Annotated in this window: 3 protein-coding genes and 1 tRNA gene; 2 read left to right on the plus strand and 2 right to left on the minus strand. The window is 71.9% G+C overall.

Annotated features, from left to right (window positions below; all coding sequences use genetic code 11):
• Both AC2W7A_RS10680 and AC2W7A_RS10685 read left to right on the plus strand, forming a co-directional pair.
• Window positions 1-591: hypothetical protein (locus tag AC2W7A_RS10680; protein WP_485991335.1), on the plus strand; the 591-nt coding region annotated here is incomplete at its 5' end.
• 37 nt (window positions 592-628) lie between these two features.
• Window positions 629-702 (plus strand) — tRNA-Arg (locus AC2W7A_RS10685).
• A 95-nt stretch (window positions 703-797) separates the two neighbouring features.
• Here the strand turns inward: AC2W7A_RS10685 and AC2W7A_RS10690 are convergent.
• Window positions 798-2,672, minus strand: a complete 1,875-nt coding sequence (locus AC2W7A_RS10690; RefSeq protein WP_485991336.1) for an ABC transporter ATP-binding protein — start codon at window positions 2,670-2,672, stop codon at window positions 798-800.
• Window positions 2,673-2,906: 234 nt separating this feature from the next.
• Window positions 2,907-3,343: C40 family peptidase (locus AC2W7A_RS10695; protein WP_485991337.1), on the minus strand; the 437-nt coding region annotated here is incomplete at its 5' end.

The following is a 3,343-nucleotide window of genomic DNA, read 5'->3' on the forward strand; positions in this document are numbered from 1 at the left end:
GCCCACGGCGAGCCCACCGAGGCGCCCGAGCGCGTCGGCCTGCGCGACCTGACCCCGCGCGAGGACCTCGCCGCGGCCGGAGAGCGCGAGGGCAACCCGGCGATGCCGGTGATCGCCCTGATCGGCACCACGCTGTTCATGGCCGGCTACTACCACCTGCTCGTCCTGAACCAGATGACGCAGCTGGCGGACGGCCTGGCCATGCCGGACAACCGGTTCTTCGGCTACTCGGCCGCGGACGTGGCGGCGCTGGCCGCCGTGATGGACGAGGCCGCCCTCGGGCAGCTGAACTGGGTGCACAAGACTGCCGGCGTGATCTTCCCGATCGCCGTGGCACTGACGCTGATCGCCGTGTCCGCCTGGCGGCTGCGTCCGGCCGGCGCCAAGTGGGCCATGGTGGGCCTGGGCGTGCTGTTCGTGGTGGTGGACGTCTGGGAGAACATCGCGATCGAGGCGGCCCTGCACGCCGCCGGCGACGGCGTCGGACTCGCTTCCGGCCTCACCGTGACGCGCTGGGTGCTGCTCGCGCTGATCACGCTGATCGTGGTGGTCCTGCTGGTGTTCGGCGGCAAGGGCCGCACTCGCCGCTAGACTGGTCCGTCGGTGCCCCGTTCCGCGGGCGCCGGATGCCCCAGTAGCTCAGCTGGATAGAGCGGCCCTCTCCTAAAGGGCAGGTCGCAGGTTCGAATCCTGTCTGGGGCACCTATGACGAGGCGGGTGGCCGCGCGTCCGGGAGTGATCCCCGACGACGGCCGCCCGCCTTTCGCCTATGCGGTCACCGCACGTGGCGGGCCGGGTCAGTCCTCCGCGCCCGGAGCGAACTGGGTCCGGTAGAGCTCGGCGTACCGGCCGGAGGTGGCCAGCAGTTCGGCATGGGTGCCGCGCTCCACGATGCGTCCGTCCTCCACCACGAGGATCTGGTCCGCGTCCCGCACGGTGGACAGCCGGTGGGCGATCACCATGGCGGTCCGCCCGGCCAGGGCCTCGGCGAGGGCGTCCTGGATGGCCCTCTCGTTGGTGGAGTCCAGGGCCGCGGTGGCCTCGTCCAGGACCACCACGCGCGGGGAGGCCAGCAGCAGGCGGGCGATGGTCATGCGCTGCCGCTCGCCGCCGGAAAGGCGGTAGCCGCGCTCGCCCACCACAGTGTCCAGGCCGTCCGGGAGGGCCTCCACCACAGGGCGCAGGCGCGCACGGTCCACGGCGTCCCAGACCTCGGCGTCGGTGGCGTCAGGGCGGGCCAGGGTGAGGTTGGCGCGCACCGTGTCATGGAACAGGTGCCCGTCCTGGGTCACCATGCCCACGGCCTTCTGCAGGTCCGGGAAGGACAGGTCCCGCACGTCCACTCCGCCCACCGTCACCGCGCCGGAGGAGACGTCGTAGAGGCGGGTGACGAGCGAGGCGATCGTGGACTTGCCCGCGCCCGAGGAGCCGACGAGGGCGACCGTGGAGCCGGCGGGCACGTCCACGTCCAGGCCGTGGAGGACCTCCTGCCCGCCGCGGGTGTCCAGCACCGCGACCTCCTCCAGGGAGGCCAGCGAGACGTCCTGCGCGGACGGGTAGGCGAAGCGCACGCCGTCCAGGCGCAGTCCCAGCGACCCCTCCGGCAGCGGAGTGGTCACGTGCTTCTGACGGATCAGCGGCTGCAGGTCCAGGACCTCGAACACGCGCTCGAAGGAGACCAGGGCGGTCATGATCTCCACGCGGGCCGAGGCCAGGGAGGTCAGCGGGGCGTAGAGGCGGGTCAGCAGCAGGGCCATGGTGACCACGTCGCCGGCGTCGAGCGTCCCGGCGATCGCCTGCAGGCCGCCCACGCCGTAGACCACGGCCAGGGCCAGGGCGGAGACGAGGGTAAGCAGCGTGGTGAACACGGACTGCCGCACGGAGATGGTGACGCCCGTGTCCCGGACGCGGCCGGCGCGACGGCCGAACTCCTCGGCCTCGGCGGCCGGGTCTCCCCAGAGCTTGATGAGGGTGGCGCCCGGGGCGGAGAACCGCTCGGTCATCTGGTCTCCCATGGCGGCGTTGTGGCCGGCACGCTCACGGGTGAGGTCGGCCAGCTTCGCCCCCACGCGGCGGGCCGGGACCATAAACACCGGCAGCAGGATCAGGGCCAGGACGGTGATCTGCCAGGACGTGGAGAACATCACCGCGAGGGTGAGGGCCAGGGACACCACGTTGGCCACCACGCCGGAGAGCGTCCGGGAGATCGCGGACTGGGCGCCGATCACGTCGTTGTTCAGGCGGGAGACCAGCGCACCGGTGCGGGTGCGCTGGAAGAATGCGACCGGCATCCGCTGGACGTGCTCGAACACCCGGGTTCGCAGGTCGAAGATGACCTGCTCCCCCAGCCCGGAGGACAGCCACCGGGTGAGGATGGACAGGGCGGCATCGGCCAAGGCGACACCGGCGATCAGCAGCGACAGCCGCACCACGAGGTCGGCGTTACCGTCACCGGTGATGGCGTTGACCACGTCTCCGGCGAGCACCGGTGAGGCCACGCCCAGGACGGCCGAGACCACGGACAGGAGCAGGAAGAACACGAGCTTGCCCTTGTACTGCTCAGCGAATCCGAGGGTCCTCCTGACCGTGCCCGGCTTGAGGCTGGCCTGCTGGGGAGGCCCGCCATGGGACATCCGCATCATCGACATCCGCGCGGCACGCTCCATGCTCATCCGAGCACCGGTCCTCTCCTCGGTCTGTGTCCCCTGGCCGTTGCGGCCGTCGCCGCGAGCCGTTCCATCGTAGGGACGACGAAGGCGCGCATTCCGCGGGAATGCGCGCCTTCGTGGTGTTTTCAGCTGTGGGCATGCGCCCGTTCCGCCGTGGGCGGAGCGGGACAGGACCCTCCCGGACGGGAGCGCGGCGACCGGCGTCCGTTCGGCGCGCCGTGGCCCCTCAGGCTCCGATCACGGGCCGACGTAGGTGTAGTAGCCCGAGACCGGCATCCAGGACACCGGGTGCAGCAGGGTGCCGCGGGACGGGTTCAGCGCGGAGATCATCATGCCGTTGCCGACGTAGATGCCCACGTGGCCACCGCCGCGCTGGAACACGAGGTCGCCCGGCTGCGGGTTCGAGGTCGGCACGGTGTTGGCCGACGCACGGATGGCGGCGGTCTGGGACGGGATGCTCATGCCGGCCTGGGCGTAGGCCCACGACGCGAAGCCGGAGCAGTCCCAGCCGCCGGGGACCTTGCCGCCGTAGACGTAGCGACCGCCGATGCCCGAGTAGGCGGCCTGCACGGCGCCCGCCAGGTTCTTGGAACCGGTGGACGGCTTCGGGTCGGCGCCGGCTCCGGGGGGTCGGGAGCCGGGGGCGGGTGCGGGGGGTCGGGGGGCCGGGGGTG

It is taken from the genome of Micrococcus sp. LASM2_SD2, assembly GCF_057364565.1.

Excerpts from the sequence above, each read along its gene's own strand:
- AC2W7A_RS10690 (WP_485991336.1), bottom strand. The coding sequence starts at position 2,672 with ATGAGCATGGAGCGTGCCGCGCGGATGTCGATGATGCGGATGTCCCAT.